The sequence below is a fragment of the Psychrosphaera sp. F3M07 genome (assembly GCF_018860345.1).
Lineage (GTDB): Bacteria > Pseudomonadota > Gammaproteobacteria > Enterobacterales > Alteromonadaceae > Psychrosphaera > Psychrosphaera aquimarina.
The window spans coordinates 53,459-78,811 of the sequence record NZ_JAHKPJ010000011.1; the positions used below are offsets into that span (position 1 = coordinate 53,459).

Sequence of the window (25,353 nt, forward strand, 5' to 3'; positions counted from 1 at the left end):
TCCATTATATTAATAATAAGCTAACACTCACTGTTGGCTTTTCTTCTGACTGGCAAGGCTGCCCTTGCCAGTAATCAAGCCGAACATCCTTTTCCCTTAAAACAACTTTAGTCATAGATTGACTGCATGCGTCTTCTCTGTGCATGCAAAAAGCATAACTCAAATCTCCCGCTTCACTTCCAGTCTTGTTTACATTAATAAGGCTTTTCAGCATTGGCTCGTGACTTCTATGAATAGACTCCAACTGTGACTCAGTTAATGATTCAAACTGTTGCATGTATTGCTCACGTTGTTTAATGATGTCTTTTGCCTGTTTATGGCCAGAAGAGAAAATTGATTGTTGGGCTGGCTCGGCAATAAGTTGTGAGGTTGCCCCGTCGTATAACCACATTAATTGCGAGCGGCTGGTTAACATGACTAAGTTGAATGCTTGGTATTGAGTTAAGTCTAGTTGCTTGATGTGATCACATGCTTCTTGTTCTGTTTCACAACTCGCTAAATCACGAATGAGCAAACCTCTTGAACGTAACTTAGCTGTATTGGCTTTTAAATGACCTTGATAATTGTTTAACAAAAAAAAGGCTAAACCAAATTCATTACAACTAATCCAGCTCCCTTGCCCTTGTGGATCTTTGGCCATAATAAACTGGCCTTTTCCATCATTAAAAATACAAGGTGTTTCTGCTTTTTCACGTATTACCGATTCATCTCGATTGAATAACGCGACGATATTGCCGTCTATTTTTTGCCAATTAAAACTGCACATGCTGTTCAAATTTTTGAGTTGATGCCGCCTTGCCAAAATCCAAACTTATAGGAAGTTTCATGGTTAACGCTAAAATGCGAATAATGGCCATATGATGCGTTGTATGGCTATGAACAAAGACTAACTCACGTCTTAAACTGCTCAATGTGTTGGTCGCGGTAATAAGTAAATTGGTACTGCATAACACATTAACTTGTTTGTCAGTGTTGATCTGATTTAACTTGAGGGTAATTGTATTTAGCGCAGAGATAGCCTCTGATTTGTCAGTTTCTATTAAGGCATTACGAGGACGGTTGTCATAATCAATGGTGCGATTGGCATTTAACAAGCTTTGGTAATGCTCAATAACATGACGAACATGAGCACCGACCGTACCGCACCCCATGTCTAAACTGTCATTAAATTGTTGTTCTGACAATGTATTAACAAACTCAACAAGTTGATTTATTAATACATTATTGTCATGAATTTCAGGTATATAAGTATCGATGTTCACATCTCAGTTAATTTAATTATCCACTTCAATATTAGAACTAACCTATAACACTTTTATTTCAAACTAATTGAAAAATTTGTTATCTCGTTGAGTGTTTCATCAAGCGTTCTTTCTGACGAGACCAATCTCTATCTTTAATGTCAGTCCGTTTGTCGTGGTCGTGTTTACCTTTCGCTAAGTGAAAAGCAACTTTTACCCAATTACGTTGCCAGTACATGCCTGTAGCAACTAAGGTATAACCTTTACGTTCAACCGCACCGATTAACTCAGCTATTTCTTTTTTCTTTAACAACAGCTTACGTTGACGAGTAGGCTCACATAAAACATGTGACGACGCTTGGTTTAAAGGTTGAATTTCTGCATTTAATAAAAACACTTCTTCGTTTTTCAAAAATACATAAGTATCGGTAATGTTTACTTTACCTTCACGGATACTTTTAATTTCCCAACCCTGCAACTCAATGCCGGCTTCAAATTTCTTTTCTAAGATATAATCGTGACGCGCTTTTTTATTTAACGCTATCGAATTTGATGGTGTGCTTGGTTTTTTCTTTGCCATAATTCTTACTTAATTAGATTCGGTGCCAGTATAACGATTGAAAACCATTTTTTGTACGTATTTCTCTAGTTACTTTGTTAGAATATAAAAAAAATTAAAAACAATTTATTTATGGCAAACATATCACGCAGTGCATTAGTTATGTATAGCTGCGAACAAATGTACAAATTAGTTGATGACATTGACTTATACCCACAATTTATCCCCAATTGCGCGGATGCTAAACGCATTCAAACCAGTGACAATACCGTTGAAGGCTCATTGTTGATAAGTTCAGTTGGGATAAGTAAATGGTTCACCACCAAAAATCAATTAACCGCAAACAAAGAAATATCGATGCAGTTAATCAATGGTCCATTTAAACACTTAACTGGGGTTTGGAAGTTTATAGAATTAGACCAGTTTGCTTGCAAAGTAGAATTAGAACTGGATTTTGAATTTTCTTCAAAAATGATCGAATTGGCATTTGGCGGTATTTTTAATAATGTAGTCGCTAATATGGTGTCGGCCTTTACCCAAAGAGCGAAACAAATCTATGATTAATAATATTAAAGTTGAACTTGTCTATGGTTTGCCTCAACAGCAAACCTTATTGTCATTAGAAGTACCTGAAGGCAACACGGTAGAGCAAGTTATTGTTAACTCTAAAATAGCGGATAAATATACAGATATTGATTTAACCGTAAATAAAGTCGGTATTTGGAATAAAACCTGTAAGTTACAGGACATTGTAAAAGACGGTGACCGGATAGAGATTTATCGCCCTTTAATTGCAGATCCAAAAGAAGTTAGAAAACGCCGAGCGGAAAAAGCGATTGAAGAAGGTAGAGCTGATAAAGTAACAGGCGGAAGACCCAATCCTAGAAAAAAATAGTTTGATTCTATTTTTCACCAATTAGTCACTTTTAGTTACGCATAAAAAATCCCCAATAACGATTGGGGATTTTTTATATATCCGAACTTATCTTTCTTTTAGTTCGAAATTTCGTCTAATGACTTATTAAAGTCTTCAGGTTGTTCAAAGTCACCGCTGATTGAGGCCAACATATCCCCGTTGAAAGTCACTACTAATTCTTTACGTTTAGTTAAATCTGTTTTGCCAGACTTGATTGTGTAAATATAGTGCCACTTATCAGACTTAAAAGGGTTATCCGCTAATGGCGTCCCTAAAACAAACTGAACTTGTTCTTTGGTCATGTTAATTCTGAGCTTGTTAACATCGTCTTGATTTAAGTAATTGCCCTGGCTTATGTCGTACTTGTAAACCCAGTTGCTACAGCCAGAAAGACTAAGGGCAAGGATAAATGTAAATAAAATTTGTTTCATAAAATACTGCTACATCTCAAATTGATTAGTCTGTTTGACTCAACAGACCCGAAAAGTTCCGCAATACTAACAGAATAAATATTTGCAGGTAAGATTTGTTAACAACATTTAGAGCTTAACGCTCAATCCAATACACATTTCTAACTCGCGGGAGTTAACGTTGGCATACTCGCTAATAATTTCGCCCATAGTTTGGCTGACTTACCCAATTCGGAATCCACCTGTTTCACTTCGAACTTAATGCCAACTTGAGAAGAGAAATCAGCCAACTGCCTAGCCGTTAACACACTGGTTTTACTTAACCTTTCGACTATTATTTCGCCACGGGATTTTATAAATATTTTAGATTTACCATCTAAAATTTCGGTGCCATTAAGTAAATTGGTGTATGTATCTTGAACCAGATTTAAATTATCAAATACGTGCGGTTTGAGAAACTCATCAAAGATCATAAAACTCAATAAACTTTCCGCAGTTGGTAAGTATTGGTTTATTAATTCACGTTGCTGTTCACATTCAAATGCGGTGGTATTTAACGCTTCGTATTTTATGGACTGGACCGCTTTGTCAAACAATTTTAGTAAAACCACAAACGAATAAGAGTTCACAAAAGCTAAGTGGTACGCCATATCTTCATCAACGAGTTCACTCTCTTCAAAAGAGTTTTGGATAGTTTGTTGAGCCACAGCGTCTGAAAACTCTATGATTTGTTGTAATAAATATTGATTATGGTCACTCATTTGAGAAGCAAAATATCGCCAACCTATATGGGCAATACGTTTATTAATAACCGGTGTTTTTAAATGCTCTAATAAATTTTGTTGTGCGATAGCTTCGGCAAAAACCTCTTTACCAAGTTCTATTTCAATTGCAGATCTTAACCAATAATTATCTTCAATCATCGAGATTAAGCTGGTCTGTGATATCTGTTTATTGATCAACGACTCCAGTAAATGACTAAACTTATGCGTCGCGGTATCTAAACTACAAATTGACGAACTCCAGTTTAACTGTCTTGCTAACCTTTGGTCTAACATGACGTCTAACTTCTTTTCTGTGGCCGTTTTGTCATCATATTCAGAGCGAGCATAAGTACTAAAACATAAACTGCGGTAAAACACGTCGTTTACATCATCTAACAATATGCATTTAGCTAAATCATGAATTGAAGTCATAAATTACATTCTCACTCTGGTATAGAAATTATATTTTTGAAATTCATCAACTGGTCTAATAAGACTACAACATAGTAAATAAAAAGTTAACAGAGATGTATAGGGGAAAACCTAGATAAATAGTTAAATATGGGGTTGTAACTAAAAGGCCGATATAAAAAAGCTACTGATATCTGCACTGATACCAGTAGCTTAAATTTAACACTCTAATGACGGAGTGACCCCCTAATAGAGCTTGTTTGTAAAAGAATCTAAATAGTAACGGTTATTTAGATTTTGCAGCAAACTGTTCTACTTGCTTCCAAACTCGCATAAAGTTGCCAGACAGTATTTTCTTAATATCTGCATCTGAATAACCACGGTTCATTAAACCTTGAACTAGCTGTGGGAAGTAAGACACGTCTTTCAAGTCGCGCGGCAATGAATCACCAACACCATCGTAGTCAGAACCAATTCCGATATAGTCAACACCCACTAAGTTTTTAACATGATCGATATGATCAAGCACGGTGTCTAGGCTAGCAAATGGGTACGGGTTATTTTCTTTATATAACTTAGCTATACGTTCGGCTTTTTCTTCGCCCCATTTAGCGTTCTCTTTCTCGAGTTTTGCTTTTAACTTGTTTTGCCACTCTTGTGGCGCTGCCGACACAAAACTAGAGCCAAAGTTAATTTGAATAACACCACCGTTTTTAGCTAGTGCTTTGATCATCTCGTCATCCATATTACGCTCAAAACCCGGCGTAAACTTACGAAGTGAAGAGTGAGACGCAATAACGGGAGTTTGAGTTAATTCTAACGCTTGATAAAACGCAGCATCAGATACATGAGAAATATCAATCATCATACCAATGCGATTCATCTCAGGGATCAACTTTTTACCAAAATCACTTAATCCTTTCCATTGACGACGTAAGTCATATGAAGAATCAGAAATATGGTTAGATAACGAATGTGAAAGCGTAACATAACGAATACCACGTTCATGGAACATTGCTAAGTTTTCAAAACTGTTGGCGATAGGGCTGCCATTTTCCATCCCCATCGGTAATGAGATTTTACCTTGTTCAAACTGTGAGTATACATCGGCGGTAGAATACGCAACGGCAAACTTGTCCGGTGCACGTTGGGCAATTGCCTCTACTGAGTCAATTAACTGATGCGCTAACTGCACACCAAAATCTTTCCCTTCTCCTTCATAAGTCGCAGGAATATAAATAGACATAAACGGTGCATTTAATCCACCAGCAACCGCACGCGGATGATCAAAATCCCCGCCTTTTGTTGCTTTAGTAACATCAACCCACTTTTTATGTACTCGGTAAGGGACATCAATATGGCTGTCTAAGATAATGGTTTCATGCGCCAATTTTTTGGCTTTAGGGGTAACGTCTATGGCTTGAGCGTTAAAAGCTAAAAATGTGCTAATAGCTAACGCAACAATTGAGATAGTTGACTTCACTTTACTTCCTTATTTGAATTTATATTTCTCACGTAGGACAATACACTTCTATGGTATGAAAATAAACACGCTAAAAAACATTTAGTTTGGCTAGAATATTGCTTATTTAAGATGAATTTTCAGCATTTGGAACTTATTATGAATAAACTTTTACCTTTATCTATTATAACGCTAGCAATATTGGGGTGCGCGTCGAAAGGCCTGCCTGAAGAAAATATTTGTTTTAGTGATGAAGGTGAAGTCATGGACTGCCGCGAACTTTCTTCACATCTAACATTTAATACGTCCGGGAACAATTCAGTATCTTCCCCTGAAAAAGCTCAAGATCCAACTTTATTTAAATCAAATATTAACTTCGTACAGCTTAGCGAGTATGTTGAACAAATGGCAATGGAGTTGAAAAGTAAGTTGTCGCAAAATTTAACTTTACCAGTCGCAGTGACTTCATTTGTAACACTTGACTCTACACTCAATAATACAACCTTATTAGGGAATCAAGTCAGTGAGTATTTTATTAATGAATTAAAAGGAGTTGGAATACCTGTAAGTGATTACAAAGTTACAAGTTTTATTCAAGTCACTCCTAACGGTGACTTAGCAATGTCTAGAAGAATACATGAATTAAAAACAGATCTTAATATAGGTTATGTATTAACAGGGACTTTAATAGAAAATAAAAGCGGGATAATTATCAATTCTCGTATTGTATCGTTATCAACAAACAATGTCATTGCATCAGCATCAAAATTAGTGCCTACTTTAATTCAGTAAATATAATAAATACGAGGTTTATCTAGACTTAGAACTAAGCCTCGTAATTAAATTTAAAAATATACTTTTCTAAAGTAGGGACTATATGTTGAATTTGTTTTCTATAATTGACCCACTTATATCGAGAAGTTTGATATAAACTCTTTGAAACTTGGTTTTTTGAAGCCGTGCTTATCACCTTATTTTTAGCATGCTTTTGGTAATCTTTGTATTTAGAATCTTTTTCAAGTGATAAAAACGCCATCAACTTAGTCAATTCCATATCCAAGTTTTCAATCAAATCTTCGTAACGTATTTCGATTTTGTCGAGCTTAAACTCACGACAATTAAGCTCATAAAATTCAAAAATTTGCGCATAACGCTCTGCTATACTTTCTATGGAAAACAGAAAAGACATACTATAATTAATCTTGTTGGAGATTACTTATCACTACGTCTAAAGGGTGCCTTATATTTACAATCAACTTCGCTTCTGGAAATAACATATTTATTTATGGTAAATGTCCTATATTTAACGGCATTTTATCAATCAATACTTTGCCTTTATAAGTATCCCCTATTATTTTTTCAACTTCATCAAAGTATACTTTTTTTAGATGTATTAACTCTGTTGTATTTAATTTTGTTAGGCATTTAGGATAATCTTGATTTGTTATATTTTTAGCTGATTCTATTACTTTACTTATAGTTAAAGGTTCACTCAAAGTAACAATACTATGATGTGTACCTAACATCGTTTCTAAAAGTGTTGAGCCTGACCTAGGAAAACCAATCATAAATACAATTGATTGCTGAGTATATTCAGTCCTCTTTAAGTCTTTTAAATAAATAGAGTCATATTGTTTAATTTGATCAATTCGGTCCGTAAAGTTATGCTTTTCTAAATTGAACTTGGCTAATTTATTGAAGAGTTCAAACGAAATATCATAGTTTCCTAATTTCTCATGAGCCTGTGCAAGTAATTTTATATGGAGTAATTGAGGGTGGAACCAATTAGATATCGAATCTTGCTTTTGTCCAGTTAATAGCTTTATGACCTCATTATAGTCTTTATTTGCTAGAGCTAGACTTGCAACAAGTATTTTAAACCAAGTATGAGCTTCATATTTCGCATATAATTGTAGAATTACAGCTTCTGCTTCTTTTACTTCATTCAACTCTATAAATAAAAGTACGATGTATACAATGTAACCTTCATGAAGTGTATTTAGGTGTAATGAGTACTCCTGTGCATACTTTAATGAACTAGATTTAATAAATTTTTTAACTGCTAAATTACACTATAATTACTTTAAGTAAGCGCGGACAAAAACCGTCTAAAGTTAAAAGTCTAGATGCCATCATTTCTAGTGTTTTAAAATCTGAACCTTCCAACAAATTTCACAATATGCTTTTAATATTGTAACTGAAACTATTGAGTCATTTTTATCAGTGTTTCATCAATCAAATTTTTAACTTGTAGAGGTTATTTGGGGATCACATTCTATTAGTACGAAACTAAGGTAGATATTTTTAACTAATTGTTATATTGCACATAGTCAATACCACATGGGGCAACATCAGATAGCCTGTATGATTGCTCTAATTGTTTTTTAATAAAATAAAAATCCTTATTCTCTGAAAATAAATGCCCCGCTAAAGGCATTAATTTAACCCCATCAATAATATGCCTTGCTTGTCCATGTATTTTAAGCAACACAGTGTCTTTTGAAATAACTTTCACGACTCCAAAACTATTGTCTGAAAAAGTACAGACCCAATCGCCTTCGTTAATTTTCTTAGTTTTAGCAAATAACCAAGTTTGCTGCTTTTGATAAGAATGAGGTAATTTACTTTCTTCTTGTTCAATTAGAGATTGGATTACTTGTTTATAAGGGGTTTCTACTGAAAAATTAGTATTTAAAATACCGTTAGGTATACCATTTGAGCCCTCTCGATAAGGAAGATCATTTATATCAGTCATCGCCGTCTCTCCATAAGGGAGATCATTTATATCATTCATCACAGTCTCTCGATAAGGGAGATCATTTATATCAGTCATCGCAGTCTCTTGATTAATGCCATCATTAGGATAACTGTCCAATTCATATCTATTACCTGATTCGAAGATATTGCTATTTTCGATAAAGGTAATAAATTTGTCAGCTTCTAACATTTCTTCAAAATACCCAATAAATTCACCTAATGAATTAAATGATTCATTTTTCTCAACAATCCAGTTTAAATATTTTTTAGTTTCTGAAGGTGATTCAGATTTTAATAAATTCATGTGATCACTGAGCTGAGTTAAACGTCCATAAAAACGAAAAAACTGTCCTTCTTGTTGTTCAAAGAAATTAGATAATAAACTACCTAAGAACTGTTCCTTTGTATTATATTTTGAAAGTGACTTGCAGTCGTCTTTACAAGCGAACCTTGTCATAAACTGTGAAGATAATAAGTCTAAATCTGAATTACCATTAATTGGTGATAATTTAATATTTTTGAGTTCATATTCCAGCCCTTCAGTCCCTTCCACTACTTGTATGTTAGCGGTGATAGTTAACCCCCAATAGCTAAGTTCAATATTGCTATATCTAGCCAATTCTCTCCAGGCTGTTATATCTGCAGCATGACGATAACCCGCTTTGTCTAATTTTGTTTGGCACCCTAATAACAAAAGGAAGAATACTAAAACAATAGTTAACTTATACAATTTAAGTCACCTTATTATAATATATCAATATGGCATCGTTTAATTCATATGACAGGCTTCCGTTTAATCTGTCTGCAACAAATAAAACCCCACCTAAATAAATATCTATAATCCCGGATGCTCCACTATTAATAGTAACAAACTGGTTATATATCAGGTCTACCTGTTCTAGGTCCGATATAAATCGTCCCTTAGGTTGGTATGTTATACCGTCATTAGCCACTTCTTCTCTTCTATCCACTCTTATTTGATAATTTTCATTTGGGTTAACTGTCAATCTATAATGGCCAGGGGTTCCCACTGGGTTACTATTACATAAACTACCAACACCTATTGATACTATATTTCCGGTATCCCAATCCATTTCACAACCACCTGCCACAGGCAGTAATTGACCAAAATTTATCTCATCAATTTGTACCATAGTTGCTGCATAACTTAACGGTGAAATAATCAATATAAACCAGCAAATTACAAAAAACGACTTGTCAAAAATACGCATACTATTTACTCCAAACGACTTCTAGGTAATTGTTAGTATCTACTAAAAAACCATCAACATTAAGCTGCCGTAGAAACAAGTCAGCTTCTTCTTTAGTAAAAAATGTACGACTAACAACACAATACAACGATTGTTCACCAACAATTTTCGTTGCAACGTATAATTCATCCACTGTTTCTATGCCTTCAGCCAATTGTTTAGCATTTTCTAAACTATTCGCAGCAAGAAACTGTACTTTCCAACCTTGCAATATGTATTCCTCTGCTACTTGAGTTTTTACACGATAACCTAAGCTTGAATAGTTAGCCTCACCAACCGCAATTGCTTCAATTTCCGATTCAAAAGTGCCCACCTCAAACCTATATACAACATCGCCTTCTTCATTCATAGCTCGATGTATTTTGTCATTCACGATCCCCTGGGCTTTGATGTATCTTTTTAAACTTAGCAATGTTTTAAAATTCCCTACAGAGAGAAGGAAGTTTGTGGGTTGTGACATTCCATCTATTTGATTTATTGCTCCTTTGTCTACACCATAATTTGAAAACTCACGGTGCTTTTGAGCATTCAAAATGCGATTCCGAAGCATTATTCTATTTTCTTGAGTTACTTTTTGTCTAATTCGGCGAAATTCTCCCTCTCCTAAACGATCAGAAAGATACGGAGCTTTAAATCCACCTTTTGGCGGTAAGTGAATCAATTTATCGTTATCTTCAACAGTTTGCTCATAATTGTCTTCGTTTAATTGAACCTCTAATAACGGTGCATTATGTGCAGCAATTCCACTTTGTCTTGTTAATTCAATATTAGGTAACAAAACAAAACCACCAGTTAAAGGTGCTTCAAAGCTAAAACCTCTATAGCCAGAGTTATAACCTTGCTCAAGTAACCAGTCCTTTTCAATGTACAGTTCATATTCACCTGGCATTAAATTGTAAAAATTAACATATCCATCCATATCCGAATCGACAAAGTATTCATCCCCAGTCGCTAAATTCTTAGCCACAATAGGCACACCAGAAAGTTCTCTATAACCACCCTCTGAGCTAGAGAGAACAAAAAATTCCACTTCGGTACTCAAGTAAAATGGTAAATTTATGACTTGCTGTGAGCCTGGGTGGTTATATATCAAATAATCTTGGTTTAACGTATCAGCTCCTGATACCCAATTTGCACTCAGTGCGGTTGTTCCGTGTCTTGCACCAAACAAAAGTGCTCTCCCATTTTCATTTGTCTCGACATTTTCCCACCCCTTTTCTCCTGTAAACGAAACGCCTTCAAGGTTGTAGTCCAATGCATCCGGAATACCGTTTAATCTACGATCTAAATACGCATGAACATCTAATGTTCCGGCTCCTCTCATAGAGTTTTGGCTGAAGACTAATTGATTGTTGTAATAATCATATCCGAAGTTGAACGAAATTCCCGCTCTGGCATTCCATTGTTCAGTAGAACTATATGTAGTACCGAATGTGAAAAAGTGGGTTGGTTGTTTCCAAGCTAGGTTATATCCTAATTGCCAAATATTTTCGTTACCAAAAGAGCGACCGGATAATTGAAGGTTTTGATTGGTGGACTCAGTTCTTACGTAATAATGAAACGAAGCAGATATTGACTCTTGATTGAATTCATTAAGCTCTTTAATGTTATATGGCACATCAACTTTAAAACGCATATTAGCATTAAGTCTAGAAACCAGACTAAGGTTACCTAACTGCGCTTCCTCTCCATTATCATCCTTGAAGGTTAAAGAGTTAGACATATTATAACCAAATCCAGCGAAATTTATCCGATGAGTAAATAACTTGATAACGCTATTATCTCTTTCCAAATGGTTATAGTTAAAGTAGTTTGTAATACTTCCAGTTCTTAAGTTGTAAGTTGAATTTAAATCAAAATTTGCACCACTGTCTGATTTATACTGAAATATAAGGCTATCATTGGGTAAAATGGAAGTGGCAATGCTCGAAGTTTGCTCCCAACTACTCTCCACTAAATTAACTGTGTTACTAATATACCAGTCAGGTAAACTCACTTGGTTGACAATTCGATAAGAAACACCTTGGTTTTCATCATGTAGATTGCTGATATTAGCTTGTGCACCAAGTAACCAACTATCGAGTACCCCATATTGAAACGCACCTGTGACCGCATCTATATTAAACTCATCTAAATTTACGTCTAATAATGAACTTTCATACTCAAACAAACTTAAGTTGAATGATTTATCGCCTTTGGCCAACGCCGTTTTCCGCGCTTCTATTTTTTCAATTAGCTCTTCACGTTCACCATAGGGACCGAACATAACGATTTTAAACTCGTTATTACCGTAATAAAGCTCTACATTTTCAAATTCAATGATTCCATCATTTGGAATAACAATAGAGCGAATAAAAACATCATTATGAAATATATCGGCTTCCCAACCAGGTCGACCAACTTTCTCGAAACTTGTTGTAAAATTTTCATGGTAATTTCTACTGGCATTGCGAGAAAGGCTAATACCTAAACCTCGACTTTCTTCGTTTGATAAAGACGCGGCTCGGCTGAAAATATCCCCAAAGCTATATTGATCCCAAATGCCAAAAAATTTCTCTCCTTGATGAGATGGATAGCGACTTAATCTGGTATGGGAAAAAAGCTCGTTTTCTGTTTTTGTTAAAGTGATCAGGGTAGAATGGTAAGCCAAGTCAGATACCGACTGTAAACTGCCTGTTAAGTACTCATTACCGGTATCATTATTTCTGTAATCAATTACCGCAGTCCCCGTTGGTACTGAAAATAAACTGTATTTATCAGGCACCGTAATAACGGCATTCTTACCTGTACCGTTAGCGTCAGAGCTATTGTTGCCAACAAGGTATTCGTTAATTGATCTTTGTTTATTATTTAATTTGATTTTTTTATAAGGAAAGTCTTCTGTATGCCCGTTAAAATCTAGTGTTAATTTTTGAGTGCTAACCGTAGCAGTTGTTTCTAACACTTCTTCTAATAACGATAATGGAATAAAAGTGTATATCCCATCATTGAACCATAAGCCAGTTTGATCTGATAGGGGCTCATTTTCGATTTTTAATAATACCTCTGTTTCACTATCAGAAAATGTAATAAGCAATTGACCATTATTTAAAATATATTTGATTCGCAAACTATCTAGGATCGGCGTGACAGCAATATAAGTGCTGCCGTCTACCACATATGCATCAATGGCCCGAGCGACATTAGCCCCTCCATCTTTAATATCAAATAAATAAAACTCTGCGCTATTCAGTACATTATCATCTAACTTGCTAAGCGTCGCACCAAAAGCTTGCCAACATGATAATAAAGATAATATACAAAAGAGTCTTACAATTGATTTCATAATATTAGTTGCCTATGGGTGATTCTTCTTTAATATTCCCTGACTCTTTTATTTCATTAAACATAACCTTCAATGGCATATCAGTTTCAGACTCTAAATCGAACTCTAATTGCTTTGCTCCCTGTCCAGGGTAGTGAGAAATCTTTTTTAGCTCTCGAATAACCGCACCAGTTTTCTGACTTCCGATAGTGACATCTCCAGTCACAGAACGCTGCCCTGACACAATCATCTCAGCAAAAACTTTATTACCTTGTTTTGTTACATTAGCAAAACTAACTTCTGACTTCAGCTCGGCGGTTCGCACTATTAAAGGAATATTCTGAACGAGTGTCGGTGTGATCTTAACTTTTTCTAGCGATTCGTTACTTTCCTCTTTGCAAATAATTGCAACCGCACCTATGTATTCTCCATCTTCAACTCCAGGCTTACGACGATATATAGCCCTAAATTCTTGAACCTTTCGTACCCCCAATTTAAATCGACTGGGCGCTAATCTAACCATTCTTTCCGGACTAGGATTATTAGACTCACCACTTGTAGCTAACACTAACTTCCCATTCGCTACATCTAAATTTCTTACTTCAATTACACAGTTCAACGGTTTATCATCGGAATTAATAACACTCATCGAAGTGAATTTAAGCTTTGGGGATAAAAACAATCGTGTTTCTGTAACAGTAACCGATTTAACATCGGCACTAACAAAAACCGTCAATGCAATAACAAATAACTTTAATAAAATTGACTTTCTACACATTAGATTTTCCTAGATTGTGAGCTTAAATGTTTGTTTTAATTGATAGGGGCCGGTTTCTTCAAACTCAATTGCAATACCTTTATGAGAGCTATATTCAGCTGGGATAGATAAGTTTAACTGTTTCATATCTGAATAGAGCACAGCACTTTTTTTCAATTTCAACAAACGCTCACCATCTTCATTAACAAGATAAACGTCACCGTATATTGAGCGGGTTCCATTATGAATAAGGTTAACGGTGAATTTTTCACTGGTACGCTTATCTACTTCTAAACTCAAATCGACCGAGTAGTCTTTACTGTCACCAGTTCTGATCACAACAGGTACGGCTAAATCAAGCAAAGCACTGAATACCCCCTGACCTTCAACACTAGACTGTTGTTTACGACAAGAAAAAACAGCATATGTACGAAGCTCGTTACTATTATCATTTGGAACTCGTCTATATGAAAATGAAATATAACGGGTAGAGTTTGGGTCAATCATGAACGTTTTAGGAGAATACTTAAGTCTATCTAACGGTGCCTTTGATAATTGCTCTTGCTCTTCAACTGTTAGTTTTTTGACACCACCAATACCATCATAACGTCTGTTATTAAATTTTATTTCACAAACTTCAGGCGTATTTGAGCTGTTCCTTATTGGAAACTTCTTATGGCGATTATCTTCATCAAGATAAATTCGGAATGCTCCAAGCGAGGCAGCACTCACATTTGACACGCAAACGACTAACAAAAAAATAATTATCGACTTCATAACCCCTTAATCCTCAAATAATTTAATGGAGTCTTACCATACCACTTTAATGCAAATTAAAGACCAGTTTTATAAAGATAGGGAAAAGAAGAACGGAATGTATGATATGGACGAAAAGTCCTGTAATGATACGCTACTACTAAACTTCCAAAATACAAAAAAGCCAACGATTTCCATCGTTGGCTTTTTGCTTAAAAAACTGAAACTAATAAAAACTATATAGTTTCACTGTCCTTCACTTTATTGATAAATAACGTTTACATCAAAATCTGCAGTGTAAGCACCATCGGCTGTTAACGCTACCTGATTTTGAATTGAACCACCAACAATAATACGAGTGCGACCTGCTGGTAAATTAGCTGTTAAGTCAGGAGAGACTTGAGCATCTTGACCAGAACCTACACCGTTAGTTATTTGATCAAAAGTCGCTGTATCACTTGCTGTAAAATCAGCTACCCAAGCGTCAGGTGTAAATGATATATCATTTGCCGTTCCTGCAATAACTTCAACCGTTACACCCGCATCAGCATATGCAGAAACTTCAATAATACCAGCTTGACCATTTGCATCAGGATCACCACACCCTGCGCTTAGTTCTCCTGAGGCCGTATAACCTGTAGGCGTACCTACACCTATTTGAGCTGCAGATAATGTTTCTGTACCTGCACCTACAGGGTCTAGCGTACAAGTAGCCGCAGGCGTTAAAGCTAGAACTGGACCAAATGCTACAGGTCTGATTTCAGTTAGAGTAATTTCAGCTAACGTATCAAAGGATAAGGTAGTTGTGAAATCAGTAGCTAACGCATTTGTTGTTAAACCAGCCAATACTAATGGTAAACTTTTCTTAATTACATTTAGAGTTTTCATTCTATTCTCCTACCTTATTCGTATGTCACAGTAACTACAATCGAGTCAGAAACTGCACCAGCGGGGATTGCAGTACCATCAAACTCTAAAATACCAGCAAGTAATATATGTGTTTGACCAGTATTATCCTCAGCGTCTGCACCATTTTCATTATCACCAGTACCGATTGATAGTCCAACACCAGTTACTGAAGTTACCCCGTCAAAATCTTTACAAGAGTCTGCACTAGCAGTTGCGGTACCATCAAAATCAACCACACAAGTTTGGTCACCAGCTTTATACGTCCAACCTGTACCGACAACATCTGGAATATCAACAGATACCGTTGACCCAGCTACACCGTCTACTTCCAACACCATATAAGAACCTGAACTATCAGCTGAATCATCGTCGCCTAAGCAACCTGTTGAAGTGCTAGCAATATCACCTGGACGGTGTGCTACTGGTGTTCCAGCAGTATCATTTATAACACCTGTTGCTGTAATAACAGTTGCAGCATTATTAGTATTAGTTGCGTCACCATCAACGTTGATACCTAATTCAGATTCAAAAGCATTGGTCGCACCAACAAGTATACACTCATCACCATTGCCTGGGTTTAACTTTATTTTATCACCAAAAGATATACTAGCATCACCTAACGTTGCGTGCTGAGTAATAGTTACGTCTGAAACAGCTCCTGCTGTCATAGTAAATGTATCTGCACTAGCAACAAAGGCATTACCCAAGCCTAATATTAAGGCACTTGCTACTAGCGTCTTTTTCATTTTAAATTTTGGTTGCATAACAACCCTCCTACATGATTTATTTTAGTAATGACCTAGATAGAAAAATTACTATTTAACATTTCTAACATGTTTAATGTATCGACTCGTTAAATAAAAGCTTTAGATCTTTTTCCCTTTTTTTTAAAATATGATTTTTTTCCTTAATTAACATGGACTTATAATTATTTAGATAAAAAAAAACAGCTAATATCAGCTGCCTTTTTTATCTACTGTGCGGTATAAACTGGAATACCGTCGTTGTTATTGCTTTTCATAATGTGATTACTGATGGCACTAGGGATAAATCCTTGTGCACTGGCAACAATTGCTTTTGATTCCATACCTACGATTCTAGCGTTGACCATAATTCCTTGTTGATGTCTCACTAAAGTGCCGGTTAATACATAACGAATTGGAATGTCTGGGGAAAGATCTATGTAATCTTTACTCAGTACAAAATCACCACCAGGCGTAACCCTAATGTAATCTGTTGCTTTAAAGTCAACAACGGGGATCCCTAATTTATGAACCTCATGCATAAAACCTTCAGATATTTGATTGCCTAATAGAGAAGCACTTTGGTAGTTACTGTCTAAAAAGACAAAACTAGACACGGCCATTGGCGTTGAGGCATTAACGTATTGCAGGTTAGTTAAAAGATCCTGCATGATCCCTCTAACATAATGGTTAACGTTTTTTGTATTAGCGGCTTGTCCGTTGTGACTGCCCATTTGTCCGTTAGAACTTGAGCTCCACTTATCTTGGTATTGGTTTTGAAAGTTAGCGCTATTTTCAAGAGGATCAGCGGATCTTAATAAGCTGATCTTATTTGTTTCGGGTTGACTTGCACCACTATTAATTGATGCTTCCACTTGTTGATCTTCGAAGTCTGTCCATTTATCTAATGATGCACAGCCATTTAGTAACGACAGTGCAATACTACCTATAATTAATTTTTTCATAATACCCCCTAGTATTCCCCACGGTAAATTTGGTTATCGTTTAGCTGAACTTTTGAATGACTCCACATACTATTGGTAGCTATATAGTCAGTAGCCGCTGCAACTAAGCTTTTATCTTCAATTCGGATTAATCGTGCATTCACCATAAGTGAGTTTTGTTGAATGCTATAAGTACCTGTTAACATATACTCAGCATTGATTTTTTGATCTTGCATTACTTGCGTTCTAGATAACATGACGTCGCTATTTGGTGTCATCATGATTGATGGTAACGCTCTATGTTCAATTACTTTAAGGCCCGCTTGAGTAGATAAAGTGATAAAACTCTCTTGAATTTGTAAGCCTATTCTTTGCAGATTTGAGTTTTTCTCGTGTTCTAAATTAGACACTGGCAAAAATGTGCCGACTACCACCGGACTGTGAACATCCAAGCCGATCGACGTATCAAATAGCTGTCTCGCCATTCTTTCTACGCTTTGATGTAACGTTCCTTCTAACGTTTCAGGTTCATAACCTTTACGCTCTAGAACCTCAATTTGTTTCTTTTGAAACGACGCTACTTCATCAGAAATCGTTGTACAACCAGCCAACACAGTAACTAGTATTATGAATAAGTATTTCATAATCACTCATCTATTAATTAAATAATCTGATTTGAATTAGCAATAAGAGTGCCAGAAAATTGGCGATGGTTGGAACATGCCCTATTTATAATAGCGCTGAGGATTCACTGCAATTTTATACAATAGTAATTTAATTACACTTTTATGCTTATTTTTAAGCAATTGCTGAAAAATAAGCCATACATTTATAGTGAATAATGCAAAGTTTCGTTATTATGTTTCATTCTGTTAAATAAACGAAGACTTCAATTCATATGCTTGATCAGATTTTAGCTTATTTCTCCATCTCCCCAGACAGCATTCTTATTTATGGCACTCACAACAAAGCAATGGTTGCTTTGTCCTTGTTTATCGCCATTTTGTCATCGTTTATGGGGTTGCAACTGGCGACTCAAGAAGCCAAAGACATTTCCATCGTACGTAGGAATATTACCTTATTAGGTGGTAGTGTTGCATTAGGTGGTGGTATTTGGTCTATGCATTTTATTGGTATGTTAGCGTTTGAGTTATGTACCGTGGTCGATTATAACGTTTCATTAACTTTATTCTCTATGTTGCCAGGCATAGCCGCATCGTTTGTTGCATTAAATCATATACAAAAACACACCAATGGTATCAAACCTCTTATATGGGGAGGCGTGTTGGTTGGTTCGGGAATAGGTGCTATGCACTATACCGGCATGGCTTCAATGCAAATGGCGCCTTTGCTTCGTTATGATTTATCTATTTTTATCTTATCTATAATAGTGGCCGTTACCTTTGCTATGTTGTCATTATGGATCCGTACTGGTTTGTTAAAAATCTGGGGACAAAAAGGTTGGCAAGCTAATTTAGTTGCCAGTGTCGTAATGGGATTTGCTATTGCGGGTATGCATTACACTGGCATGGCTGCTGCTCGTTTTGTTAAACCACCTGGATTAGAACTTGGCGACCAAACCAGTGAAATGTCCTTTTATTTAGCGCTAGTGGTTTCCATTACTACTATCGTGATCATCACACTTATTTTATGTATTAATGTGATCTACAAATACCGTGATATATCCCGCCAAGCCAGTTTAAGTGAGCATAGATTGCGTTCTATGATGAATACAGCGGTTGATGCAATTATTAGCATAAATAGCAAAGGGATTATTGAAAACGTAAATCGTGCCACCGAAACATTACTAGGTTGGCAACCTGAAGAATTGATTGGCAATAATGTAAAAATGTTAATGCCTAACCCACATCATGATGTACATGACGGTTATATCAATCAATATTTGAAAACCGGCGAAGCAAAAATCATTGGCGCTAGCAGAGAAGTGCAAGCACTGCATAAAGATGGCACCTTGATAGATATACGATTAGCCATTGGCCATGTGAAATTAGAAAAAGATAGTTTTTTTGTTGGCTTTATGTCCGACATTCGTCAGCGGATTGAGATGGAACAAGCCCTTCGTGAAAATGAAGCTAAATTCAGATCGTTAATTAGTAATATTCCAGGCATTGCTTACCGTTGTTTAAACGAAAAAAACTGGCCTTTATTGTTTATCAGTGATGCGGTTGAAGAAATTACAGGGTATCCAGCTAAGGACTTTTTACCGCCTAATAACAAACGTAATTTTTCGGATTTATTCCACCCTGACGATGTCGATTTGATTTCTTCGAACCAAGTTGTGGATCAAATGTTCAATCTAGAATATCGAATTATCACTAAAAATGGTGATATTCGTTGGATGATGGAATTTGGTAATCATATTACCGACGATGAAACCGGAGAGATTTGGTTAGACGGTTTCATTATGGATATCACTGAGCGTCAAAATATGGAACAACAACTCAGAGAAGCCAAAGAAATAGCAGAAGAAGCAGCAGAAGCGCGCGCCGCGTTTATGGCAAATATGAGCCATGAGATTAGAACGCCAATGAATGCCATTATTGGTTTTAGTGACATTTTATTAGAAACAGAACTAAAACCCGACCAGCTTAAACACATGAATGTTATTAACAATGCTTCTAAATCATTATTACATTTATTAAACGATATTTTAGATAGTGCAAAACTCGACAAAGGTAAGTTAGAGCTTGAGTTAAGACAATTTTCATTAATAGAAGAAGTCGATGCGGTCATCTCTACATTATGGTTACAAGCCAGAAATAAAGGTTTAGAGCTAAATGCCGACATTTCTCGCAAACTAAACGGGTTTTATTTAGGTAGCCCTGAACGCATACGACAAGTATTAACGAATTTAATTGGTAATGCGGTTAAATTTACCGAGTCAGGCCGAGTGACGGTTTCGGTATACCCTGTTGGTGATAATAATGTAAGGTTCGAAATAGAAGACACTGGTATTGGCATGGACGAGCAACAGCTTAAATCTGTATTTGAAGCCTTTACCCAAGCCGATGCATCCATGAGTCGACGTTTTGGCGGAACGGGCTTAGGGACCACCATTAGTAAACAACTTGTTGAATTAATGGGTGGGGAAATAAATGCACAGAGCGAACTTAATGTTGGTACTAAGTTTTACTTTGAACTTCCGTTACCACAAGTCAAACACAAAGTTGAAAAACAGCAAGTCACTCAGGTTAAGTTACCGCCATTAAAAATATTAGTGGTGGATGATATCCAACAAAATATAGACTTATTAACCTTGTTACTTGAACGAGATGGCCATACCGTTGTGACCGCCCGAGACGGAAAACAAGCATTAGTACGTATGTCTGATTGCAAAGAAATCCAATTAGTATTAATGGATATTCAAATGCCAGTCTTAGATGGCTTAAATGCCACTAAACAAAGACGTGAATACGAAAAACAACATCAACTCCCTCAAATGCCGATAATCGCGTTAACCGCAAGTGTATTATTAGACGACAAATTAGCGGCTGAACAATCAGGCATGCAAGGGTTTGCAAATAAACCGGTGGATTACACTTTATTAAGTAATGAAATTGCTCGAGTGTTAGACATTGATGTCGAACTGTCTCCTGTTACGGTTGATAATAACAAGGCCGATTTATTAATGGATGAGACTAAAGGTGAAGCACTGTGGGGAAGTTTAGATGCTTATTATCAGCAAATATTAAGCTTTATAAATAGTCAAAGTGTTGCAATTACGGATCTAAAACAAATAATAGTTTCTGAAAGCTGGGACAAAGTAACGGCCGTTGCCCATTCACTAAAAGGTGTGAGTGGTAATTTAGCCTTAGTAAAATTACAACGTCTTTTTGCGCAACTTGAATCTGTCGTCAGCAGCCACCCAGAACAATGTATTTCTGTTTATGAAACTATTGATGTTGTTTTTACCGAGTTAACCGACAAAGTAAACTCGTGGAAAAATAACGATCAAAATGTGGCAACATTTTCTGAAGTTGATCAAGATGCGTTAATCAGCTTACTCAATCAGCTACACACAAAGGCGCAAGAAAATGAAGCTGAAGAAACTGATCTCGCTGAACTGTTAACATACAGTGAATCCGAATACCGTAGCGATATAAATAAAATTTATAACGCATTAAATGATTTTGAATTTGAATATGCTCTGGAGCATATAGTAGCGCTTAAACAACGCCTAGAAAGTAAGTGAAGGTAAAGTAATGGAAAACAAACAAGCAACCATTTTAATTGTCGATGATGAACCGGCTAACTTACGCGTTTTAAAACAGATTTTACAACAAGATTATCGATTGATTTTTGCTAAAGGCGGTCAAGAAGCATTACGTTTAGCACACGATAAAAAACCAAATCTAATACTATTAGATATTATGATGCCTGATATAACTGGGTTAGAAGTCTGTAAGCAACTGAAAGCCGACCCTGTCACCACAAAAATACCCGTTATTTTTGTGACGGCATTGAACGATCATGATGATGAAGCTCAAGGATTAGAACTTGGTGCAGTTGACTACATAACCAAACCAGTATCAGCCCCTGTAGTTAAAGCTCGAGTCGCGACGCATTTATCACTTGTGCAAGCCGACGAATTAAGACGAACTCGTCTGCAAGTCATACAGCGCTTAGGGCATGCATCGGAATACAAAGATAATGAAACAGGCATGCACGTAATGCGCATGAGTCATTATTCTCAGGTTCTGGCGCTTGCTTATGGATTCTCAGAACAACGGGCTGACGATTTACTTCATGCAGCACCTATGCATGATTTAGGAAAAATAGGCATTCCAGATAGCATTATGCTTAAACCAGGCAAGTTAACTGACGAAGAGTTTGATGTGATGAAAACGCATCCCGTTATTGGCGCTCATATTTTAGGGGACGATGACTCAGACTTGATCAGTTTAGCCAAAGTAGTCGCCCTAACCCACCATGAAAAATGGGATGGTACCGGCTACCCAAATGGTCTAGCCGGTAAAGATATTCCAGTTGAAGGCCGTATCGTTGCAATCGCTGATGTATTTGATGCCTTAACGAGTGTTCGACCATATAAAGACGCTTGGTCAATAGAAAGGGCTGTAGAGTTAATACAAAATGAAAGTGGGAAACACTTTGATCCTGAGCTGGTTAGTTTATTTGTTCAGGAACTAGATAAAATGCTAGAAATTAAACAACGCTGGAAAGATGAATAACTAAATTTTTCCAATAAAAAAGGCAAATCCATGGCCCTTGTAACAATGCCTGTGTTTTTGCCTTTTTTTATATGTATTGGTTTATTTATGTCAAAAGGGATTTACGCTTACGTTATACCGAAAATGGATACGCAATAGGTGGATGACACTCATACCCTTCTACTTCGAAATCATCCATAGTTACCCAAGTTTCTAAATCTTCTAATGATTTTATCTTTGGATTGATAATTAACTTTGGTGACGGAAAAGGGTCACGTTTTAATTGAACGTCACGCATCAATTCGAGTTGATCTTCATAAATGTGAGCATTCACTATCTTGTGATAAGCTTTACCAGCTTTATTCCCCGTTATTTGCGCAACTAGAGCTAATAATACAAATACTTGCACCTGATTGAAATTAAGCCCTAACGGCACGTCACACGAACGCTGATAACTGGTTAAATATAAGGTGTCGCCTAATAACGAGAATGTGTGTGTGTGCATACAAGGACGTAAACATCCCATATGAAACTCACCTGGGTTATAAAAAGATAAAATTTCACCGCGATCATCAATTCCGTTAGAAAGATCATCAACTAACTTCTTAAGTTGATCAACAAAACCACCATCTGGTTTAGCCCAACGACGGCCTTGGACGCCATAAACTCTGCCCATATCATCCTCACCTTTTCGGTGTGGGTTATTCAGCCAAACGTCATTTTCATTGGCATTGGCATTCCACGTATTACAACCTATAGAACGAAAATCCGCCGCGTTATCATATCCACGAATATAACCAAGTAACTCAGCAATCGCCGCTTTCCAATAGCTCTTACGCGTGGTGATCATTGGAAACTCGTTAGCACCAACATCATAATTTAATTCTGCATTGATAACCGTTAAACAACGTTTACCAGTACGTTTGTTTTCAATCCAAGTGCCTTCGTCAACAATACGTTGGCATAACTCTAAATATTGTTTCATGTGTTTAATTCCTGGTTTCGAGTTTCGAGTTTCGAGTTTCGAGTTTCGAGTTTCGAGTTTCGAGTTTCGAGTTTCGAGTTTCGAGTTTCGAGTTTCGAGTTTCGAGTTTCGAGTTTCGAGTTTCGTAAAGTTAATTTTATTATCAGTCTTTGCAACGATAAATAGCTTATATGTCGCTTTTAGCTTTTAGCTTTTAGCTTTTAGCTTTTAGCTTTTAACTTTTAGCTTTTAACTTTTTGCTTTTAGCTCGTTACTCGCAGCTCGAAACTCGAAGCTCATACCTCATAACTTAATTCTATTGTGCTTTTTTGCTATCTAGCTTAAACGCTAACGCCATTATGATCGCTCCAGCAAATACCATAGGCAGTGACAGCCATTGTCCCATCGACATACCTAAGGTTAATAATCCTAAATGATCATCTGGCTGACGGAAGTACTCAACAATAAAGCGGAAACAGCCGTATCCTAATAAGAATAACCCACCAGCAGAACCTACTGCACGCTTAGAACGGGTATACCAAAAGACAATAATAAATAAAACGATGCCTTCTAAAACAAACTCATATAACTGTGACGGATGACGTGGCAATGGGCCTGCGCCAGGGAATACAATTCCCCAAGGAACATCTGTGGTTCTGCCCCATAACTCACCATTTAAGAAATTGCCAAATCGCCCTGCACCTAAACCAATTGGTACAAGCGGGGCAACAAAGTCACCAATTTGAAATAAGGTAAGTTTGGTTTTTCTGGCAAACAGTATTAAAACAAATATGACACCTAATAAACCACCGTGGAATGACATTCCACCTTGTTGGATTTGGAATAAATACAACGGGTCTTTGAGGAATAAATCAAATTGATAAAAGAACACGTAGCCAAGTCGACCACCAAGTACCGCGCCCATAAACCCATAAAAGATTAAGTCGCTAACTTGTTGTTCGCTAAATGGCGAACGTTTGGCTTTCACTTCTCGCATGGCTAACCAATACGCAAAACCTAATCCCACTAAATACATTAAGCCATACCAACGAATAGCAACGGGCCCTAACGACACAATAATTGGGTCGATTGCAGGAAAAATTATAGGATCTGATAACACGGATATAACCTCAACTTTAATAAATTACACCATCAACTTGTTGACGGTGTTATGTTTAAACTACGAACAAACTGATTACGTTAGTTGGTCGAACAACAATTTAGTTGCAACTAACATCATAAACACAGCAAATACTTTCTTTAACTGTGCTTGATTTAACTTTTGCCCGACTTTAACACCTAAAGGCGCTGTAAAATAAGAAAATAACATGATCATCAGCGCCGTTGGCCAATGTACATATCCAACAAACTCACTGCTGTCTGTCCACCCATAACCACTGATGAAATACCCAATTGAGCCAAACATGGCCACAATCATTCCACATGCTGCAGCAGCGCCAATTGATTTGCGGATATTGACCCCGACAACCGTTAAATACGGTACTAAAATCGCTCCGCCACCTAACCCAGCAATTGCAGCTAAAAAGCCAGTGAACAACCCACCAAACGCCAAAACGTTAGTAGACGGGATGTTGTCGCTTTCAGGATTTGTTTTACTGCCCGTGGCAATTTGAATGGCTAATACAAACAGTAATATGGCAAACACAGAGGTTAATAATGAACTGCCCATCCATATTGCAATATAAGGTGCTATAACAGAACTCAATGCCACAGTGATAGCAATGGGTAAGGTAATATTTTTATGAACATTCCCTCTTTTATAATGGCTTCTGGCAGACGAAAATGCAGTCACCACTATGGTTAATAAGGAAGTTGCCACCGCAATAATAGCAATATTATCTGATGTGACTTGTGGTAGTAGCGGTAACAAATATAACAAAGCAGGTACTAATACGATCCCTCCTCCTATGCCTAACAAGCCAGATAAAAATCCTGCCATTATTCCTAAAATAGGGGCGATGTATAATATTTCTAA

Annotated in this window: 25 protein-coding genes; 5 read left to right on the forward strand and 20 right to left on the reverse strand. The window is 36.6% G+C overall.

Annotated features, from left to right (window positions below; translation table 11 throughout):
* Nucleotides 1-4: 4 nt before the first annotated feature.
* From KO505_RS03895 to smpB, 3 genes are all read right to left on the reverse strand, one after another.
* Nucleotides 5-766: an NRDE family protein gene (locus KO505_RS03895; protein ID WP_216054135.1), complete on the reverse strand. Its 762-nt coding sequence runs from the start codon at nucleotides 764-766 to the stop codon at nucleotides 5-7.
* Nucleotides 753-1,262 (reverse strand): hypothetical protein, encoded by a 510-nt coding sequence (locus KO505_RS03900; protein ID WP_216054136.1) that lies wholly within the window; start codon nucleotides 1,260-1,262, stop codon nucleotides 753-755. Before KO505_RS03900 ends, KO505_RS03895 begins: the two co-directional genes overlap by 14 nt.
* Before the next feature lie 79 nt (nucleotides 1,263-1,341).
* Nucleotides 1,342-1,821, reverse strand: coding sequence for an SsrA-binding protein SmpB (gene smpB / locus KO505_RS03905; protein ID WP_216054137.1), 480 nt, complete (start codon nucleotides 1,819-1,821; stop codon nucleotides 1,342-1,344).
* A 111-nt stretch (nucleotides 1,822-1,932) separates the two neighbouring features.
* Here smpB and KO505_RS03910 point away from each other — a divergent pair, with 111 nt between their 5' ends.
* Both KO505_RS03910 and KO505_RS03915 read left to right on the forward strand, forming a co-directional pair.
* Nucleotides 1,933-2,364, forward strand: a complete 432-nt coding sequence (locus tag KO505_RS03910) for a type II toxin-antitoxin system RatA family toxin (protein WP_216054138.1) — start codon at nucleotides 1,933-1,935, stop codon at nucleotides 2,362-2,364.
* Complete coding sequence (locus KO505_RS03915) at nucleotides 2,357-2,695, forward strand: RnfH family protein (protein ID WP_216054139.1); 339 nt, start codon at nucleotides 2,357-2,359, stop codon at nucleotides 2,693-2,695. The genes KO505_RS03910 and KO505_RS03915 overlap by 8 nt, the downstream gene beginning before the upstream one ends.
* Nucleotides 2,696-2,793: 98 nt before the next feature.
* Here the strand turns inward: KO505_RS03915 and KO505_RS03920 are convergent, their stop codons facing one another.
* The 3 genes from KO505_RS03920 to KO505_RS03930 all read right to left on the reverse strand — a co-directional run bounded on the left by KO505_RS03920 (nucleotide 2,794) and on the right by KO505_RS03930 (nucleotide 5,784).
* The gene (locus KO505_RS03920) at nucleotides 2,794-3,147 is read right to left on the reverse strand and encodes an outer membrane protein assembly factor BamE (RefSeq protein WP_216054140.1); all 354 of its coding nucleotides are present in this window, start codon (nucleotides 3,145-3,147) and stop codon (nucleotides 2,794-2,796) included.
* A gap of 140 nt (nucleotides 3,148-3,287) precedes the next feature.
* The gene (locus KO505_RS03925) at nucleotides 3,288-4,322 is read right to left on the reverse strand and encodes a hypothetical protein (RefSeq protein ID WP_216054141.1); all 1,035 of its coding nucleotides are present in this window, start codon (nucleotides 4,320-4,322) and stop codon (nucleotides 3,288-3,290) included.
* 265 nt (nucleotides 4,323-4,587) lie between these two features.
* Nucleotides 4,588-5,784: a dipeptidase gene (locus KO505_RS03930; protein WP_216054142.1), complete on the reverse strand. Its 1,197-nt coding sequence runs from the start codon at nucleotides 5,782-5,784 to the stop codon at nucleotides 4,588-4,590.
* A gap of 138 nt (nucleotides 5,785-5,922) precedes the next feature.
* Here KO505_RS03930 and KO505_RS03935 point away from each other — a divergent pair, with 138 nt between their 5' ends.
* Nucleotides 5,923-6,555 (forward strand): FlgO family outer membrane protein, encoded by a 633-nt coding sequence (locus KO505_RS03935; protein ID WP_216054143.1) that lies wholly within the window; start codon nucleotides 5,923-5,925, stop codon nucleotides 6,553-6,555.
* Nucleotides 6,556-6,589: 34 nt separating this feature from the next.
* On the opposite strand, the gene KO505_RS03940 is transcribed toward KO505_RS03935, so the two are convergent.
* The 11 genes from KO505_RS03940 to KO505_RS03990 form a co-directional block, all read right to left on the reverse strand.
* On the reverse strand, nucleotides 6,590-6,952 hold the full coding sequence (locus KO505_RS03940) for a sulfotransferase (RefSeq protein ID WP_216054144.1): 363 nt from the start codon (nucleotides 6,950-6,952) through the stop codon (nucleotides 6,590-6,592).
* A gap of 94 nt (nucleotides 6,953-7,046) precedes the next feature.
* Nucleotides 7,047-7,712, reverse strand: coding sequence for a sulfotransferase (locus tag KO505_RS03945; RefSeq protein WP_216054145.1), 666 nt, complete (start codon nucleotides 7,710-7,712; stop codon nucleotides 7,047-7,049).
* A 359-nt stretch (nucleotides 7,713-8,071) separates the two neighbouring features.
* Nucleotides 8,072-9,250 carry a hypothetical protein gene (locus KO505_RS03950; protein ID WP_216054146.1) on the reverse strand — a complete coding sequence of 393 codons (1,179 nt, stop codon included), beginning with the start codon at nucleotides 9,248-9,250 and terminating at the stop codon, nucleotides 8,072-8,074.
* 1 nt (nucleotide 9,251) lies between these two features.
* Nucleotides 9,252-9,752: a hypothetical protein gene (locus KO505_RS03955; RefSeq protein ID WP_216054147.1), complete on the reverse strand. Its 501-nt coding sequence runs from the start codon at nucleotides 9,750-9,752 to the stop codon at nucleotides 9,252-9,254.
* 1 nt (nucleotide 9,753) lies between these two features.
* Complete coding sequence (locus KO505_RS03960; protein ID WP_216054148.1) at nucleotides 9,754-13,116, reverse strand: SPOR domain-containing protein; 3,363 nt, start codon at nucleotides 13,114-13,116, stop codon at nucleotides 9,754-9,756.
* A gap of 4 nt (nucleotides 13,117-13,120) precedes the next feature.
* Nucleotides 13,121-13,873 carry a hypothetical protein gene (locus KO505_RS03965; protein WP_216054149.1) on the reverse strand — a complete coding sequence of 251 codons (753 nt, stop codon included), beginning with the start codon at nucleotides 13,871-13,873 and terminating at the stop codon, nucleotides 13,121-13,123.
* A gap of 9 nt (nucleotides 13,874-13,882) precedes the next feature.
* Nucleotides 13,883-14,629, reverse strand: coding sequence for a hypothetical protein (locus KO505_RS03970; RefSeq protein WP_216054150.1), 747 nt, complete (start codon nucleotides 14,627-14,629; stop codon nucleotides 13,883-13,885).
* Between the two features lie 240 nt (nucleotides 14,630-14,869).
* Nucleotides 14,870-15,496, reverse strand: a complete 627-nt coding sequence (locus KO505_RS03975) for a hypothetical protein (RefSeq protein ID WP_216054151.1) — start codon at nucleotides 15,494-15,496, stop codon at nucleotides 14,870-14,872.
* A 14-nt stretch (nucleotides 15,497-15,510) separates the two neighbouring features.
* On the reverse strand, nucleotides 15,511-16,281 hold the full coding sequence (locus KO505_RS03980; protein WP_216054152.1) for a hypothetical protein: 771 nt from the start codon (nucleotides 16,279-16,281) through the stop codon (nucleotides 15,511-15,513).
* Nucleotides 16,282-16,490: 209 nt separating this feature from the next.
* Complete coding sequence (locus KO505_RS03985) at nucleotides 16,491-17,225, reverse strand: FlgO family outer membrane protein (protein WP_252731636.1); 735 nt, start codon at nucleotides 17,223-17,225, stop codon at nucleotides 16,491-16,493.
* Nucleotides 17,226-17,233: 8 nt separating this feature from the next.
* Nucleotides 17,234-17,848: a FlgO family outer membrane protein gene (locus tag KO505_RS03990; RefSeq protein ID WP_216054153.1), complete on the reverse strand. Its 615-nt coding sequence runs from the start codon at nucleotides 17,846-17,848 to the stop codon at nucleotides 17,234-17,236.
* A gap of 254 nt (nucleotides 17,849-18,102) precedes the next feature.
* Between KO505_RS03990 and KO505_RS03995 the strand changes: the two genes are divergently transcribed.
* Entirely contained in the window at nucleotides 18,103-21,417 is a 3,315-nt protein-coding gene (locus KO505_RS03995) for an MHYT domain-containing protein (protein WP_216054154.1), read from the forward strand.
* A gap of 10 nt (nucleotides 21,418-21,427) precedes the next feature.
* Nucleotides 21,428-22,414: a two-component system response regulator gene (locus KO505_RS04000; protein WP_216054155.1), complete on the forward strand. Its 987-nt coding sequence runs from the start codon at nucleotides 21,428-21,430 to the stop codon at nucleotides 22,412-22,414.
* Between the two features lie 112 nt (nucleotides 22,415-22,526).
* Here KO505_RS04000 and KO505_RS04005 read toward each other — a convergent pair whose 3' ends face one another.
* From KO505_RS04005 to KO505_RS04015, 3 genes are all read right to left on the reverse strand, one after another.
* Nucleotides 22,527-23,378, reverse strand: coding sequence for a thymidylate synthase (locus KO505_RS04005; RefSeq protein ID WP_216054156.1), 852 nt, complete (start codon nucleotides 23,376-23,378; stop codon nucleotides 22,527-22,529).
* Between the two features lie 295 nt (nucleotides 23,379-23,673).
* On the reverse strand, nucleotides 23,674-24,477 hold the full coding sequence (gene lgt, locus KO505_RS04010; RefSeq protein ID WP_371819949.1) for a prolipoprotein diacylglyceryl transferase: 804 nt from the start codon (nucleotides 24,475-24,477) through the stop codon (nucleotides 23,674-23,676).
* A 75-nt stretch (nucleotides 24,478-24,552) separates the two neighbouring features.
* A complete protein-coding gene (locus KO505_RS04015; RefSeq protein WP_216054157.1) occupies nucleotides 24,553-25,317 on the reverse strand; it encodes a sulfite exporter TauE/SafE family protein in 765 nt (254 codons plus the stop codon).
* Nucleotides 25,318-25,353: the final 36 nt, after the last annotated feature.